The sequence below is a fragment of the Corallococcus sp. AB030 genome (assembly GCF_003668965.1).
GTDB lineage: Bacteria > Myxococcota > Myxococcia > Myxococcales > Myxococcaceae > Corallococcus > Corallococcus exiguus.
The window spans coordinates 1-3,632 of the sequence record NZ_RAWQ01000385.1 but is presented as its reverse complement, the minus strand read 5'-3'; the positions used below and the strand labels follow the sequence as shown (position 1 = coordinate 3,632).

At 66.6% G+C, this 3,632-nt stretch carries 1 protein-coding gene and 1 pseudogene; both read left to right on the top strand.

The annotated features are described in order from the left end of the window. Positions 1 to 1,517, top strand: a pseudogene (locus D7Y15_RS45045) (hypothetical protein); the annotation flags it as partial. Positions 1,518 to 2,292: 775 nt separating this feature from the next. After that, a partial coding sequence (locus tag D7Y15_RS44500) for a kelch repeat-containing protein (RefSeq protein ID WP_304988700.1) occupies positions 2,293 to 3,632 on the top strand: 1,340 nt, incomplete at its 3' end.

The window sequence follows — 3,632 nt, the reverse complement described above, 5'->3', positions numbered from 1 at the left end:
CCAGCAGCAACTACTGCAGCGGCAACACCGTCCGGAAGCTGACCGGCACCGGTTGCAGCGGCGGCAACTGCGGCTCCACCGACACCCTCGTCCAGACGTGCTCCACCTCGAGCAGCAACTACTGCAATGGCAATGACGTGCGGAAGACCACCGGCACCGGTTGCAGCGACGGCTCCTGTGGCTCCACCGACACGCTCGTCCAGACGTGCCCGACCGGCACCAGCAGCCCCTTCTGCAGCGGCAGCAGCGTCTATCGGACCCTCAATGCCGGCTGCAGCGGAGGCGCCTGCGCGTCCAGCCAGCAACTCGTCGAGACGTGCTCCACCTCCAGCAGCAACTACTGCAGTGGCAACACCGTCCGGAAGACCACTGGCACCGGCACTTGCAGCGGCGGCTCCTGCGGCTCCACCGACACCCTGGTCCAGACGTGCTCCACCGCGAGCACCAACTACTGCAGCGGCAATGACTTGCGGCGCACCAGTGGCACGGGCACCTGCAGCGGCGGTTCCTGCGGCTCCACGGACACCCTCGTGCAGACGTGCCAGACCGGCACCAGTGGCCCCTTCTGCAGTGGCAACGGTGCCTACCGGACCGTCTATGGCGGCTGCTCCAGCGGTGCCTGCACGTCCTCCCAGCAGCTCATCGAGTCGTGCTCCACCTCCAGCAGCAACTACTGCAGCGGCAACACCGTCCGGAAGGTCACCGGCACCGGCTGCAGCGGTGGCTCCTGCGGCTCGACTGATACCGCCGTCCAGACGTGCTCCACCGCGAGCAGCAACTACTGCAGCGGCAACACCGTTCGCAGGACCACCGGCACCGGATGCAGCGACGGCTCCTGTGGCTCCACCGATACGCTCGTCCAGACGTGCACGACCGGCACCAGCAGCCCCTTCTGCAGCGGCAACAGCGTCTACCAGACCGTCAATGGCGGCTGCAGCGGAGGTTCCTGCTCATCCAGCCAGCAGTTCGTCCAGACGTGCTCCACCGCGAGCACCAACTACTGCAGCGGCAATGATGTGCGGAAGACCACCGGCACCGGTTGCAGCGGCGGCTCCTGTGGCTCCTCCGATTCCTTCGTCCAGACGTGCTCCACCGCGAGCACGACCTACTGCAGCGGCAACAACGTTCGCAGGACGACCGGCACCGGTTGCAGCAGTGGCAACTGCGGCTCCACCGATACCCTGGTCCAGACGTGCTCCACCGCGAGCACGACCTACTGCAGCGGCAACACCGTCCGCAGGACGACCGGCACCGGTTGCAGCGGCAGCGGCACCTGCGGCTCCACCGACACCCTGGTCCAGACGTGCAACAGCCAATTTGAGATGTGCAGCGATGGCGCCTGCGTCTCCAACGATGGGCTCTGGCAGTTGGTGGGTTCGTGCAGCACGAGGTGCCCATCCAATGAATGCTGGCCCCCCGTCAACCCGGAAGGTCAGGACTGCAGGCCGGTGGGTTCTACCTGCTTCGCTTACGGCGGTCCCACCGGTCGTAACGAATGGAAGTGCGCGCCGTACTGAGTCGAAGTGTGAGTAGGAATCAACCCAGTCACACCCGTTGAATTCAGCGTCGAAGCCTCCGTGCGTCCCAACGCACGGAGGCTTTGGCTCGACGGGGTGTACACCCGGAAAACCCAAGGGCGAAGGCGCCAGCAGGCCGAAGAAGACATCCGTCAGCCTGTCTCATCGCGTGATGCGTTATCGGTATTGCTCCGCGCGTCATTGATCCAGCAGCCAGCCCAAGCGCATACATTGACGGGGCTCGCTCGTGGGGTCGGTGGGACCCTCAGGCCGCTATCACCCTCGAAGACATCCAGCCTTCCGATGGAACATGGGTCGATCCGGTGTCCGTATCGACACGCCCAGACCCTCGCCGGAAACGAATGCTCGGGCACGCCGTCGGCCAGACCGAGTTGCTGGCTCTCGACGCGAATGAGTCAGTCAACACCCCCGGGCGCTCAATGAATACTCACGGGTAGCTGTCCCACGACCACGAATGGGGCTGCCGTATGCACCCAAACAGAGCGCCATCCCATGAATCATTGATCATGCCCCAGGGGGCATAGGCATGCGGGTTCTCTGTCTGGCATGCTGGCTGGCCAAAGCAAACCCTTGGAGGCCTCTCTGAGCGCCTCCATTCCCTGGAGTTATCATGAATGTGTTGAGAGCCAGCAGGGCTCTGCTGTTGGGATTTGTCTGCGTACTCGTAAGCTGTAGCAGCAAACCACCGGAAGAGAAGACACCGGCCCAGAGCGCTTCCCCATTGGTGGTGGAAGGGTGGACCGAGACCGCGCCGATGGCGGAGGCCCGCAAGTACCACGCGAGCGTGGTGCTGCCTTCCGGCAAGGTGCTGGTGACGGGCGGCTACAACGCCAGCGGGTATCTGTCCTCCTCCACCCTCTTCGACCCCGCTACTGGCGCGTGGACAGCGGCCGCCTCCATGCCGGAGCCCCGGCAGATCCACACCGCGGCGCTGCTGCCTTCGGGCAAGGTGCTCGTGGTTGGCGGAGAGAACGCGACGGGCCGTCTGGCTTCCACGGCGGTGTATTCCCCGGACACCAATACCTGGGCCTCCGCGGGGAGCTTCGCGACGGGCGTGGCACGGGCTTCCCTGACGGCGACGCTGTTGCCTTCGGGCAAGGTGCTGGTGGCGGGCGGGGGCAACTCCGGCGGCCCCAAGCTCAGTGTGGATGTGTATGAGCCAGTGGCGGGAACCTGGAGCGTGGGTCCGAATCTGGGAGCGGCGCGGCGCGACCATACGGCGACGCTGCTGACGACCGGGCAGGTGCTGGTGGCGGGCGGCGTCGGGGGCGCGAGCCTGGCGACGGCGGAAGTGTATGACCCGACGAGCAATACCTGGACGGCGACGGGAAGCCTGGCGGCGGCGCGCTACAACCACACGGCGACGCTGCTGCCTTCGGGCAAGGTGCTGGTGGTGGGTGGCCGTAACAGCAGCGGGCTGCTGGCGACAGCGGAGGAATACGACCCGGGCACCGGGCAGTGGAGCGCGACGGGCGCGCTGGGCACGGCCAGGGAGCTGCACTCGGCAACCCTGCTGAGCACCGGCAAGGTGCTGGTGACTGGAGGCATGTATGGCAGCGCAGCGACGGCCGCACTGGCGAGCTCGGAGGTGTACGACCCGGCCACCCGGCAGTGGAGCGCGGCGGGCCCCATGGCCGGTGCGAGGTATTCGCATGTGGCGGTGTCGCTGGCGACGCAGGCCAAGGTGTTGGTGGCGGGCGGTATTGGCGCCACCGGCGCGAGCCTGAAGACGGCGGAGGTGTACGGGTACGACGCATGTGCTGGGGTGACGTGCAACAGCGCACCGAGTCAGTGCTACGAGGCGGCGGGGACGTGCAGCAATGGCGTGTGCAGCTACGCGCTGAAGGCGGCTGGGACCACCTGCGATGACGGGGATGCGTGCACCGAGACGGACGTATGCAACGGCGCGGGCGTGTGCGCGGGAAGAGCCACCCAGTGCGGCAGTCCTCCGGGGCAGTGCTACGCGGCGGCGGGCACATGCAGCGACGGGACGTGCTCCTATTCGTACAAGGCGGCCGGTGACGCGTGTGATGACGGGGATGCGTGCACGGTGGATGAGACGTGCAACGGGGCGGGCGGGTGCGCGGGCACACC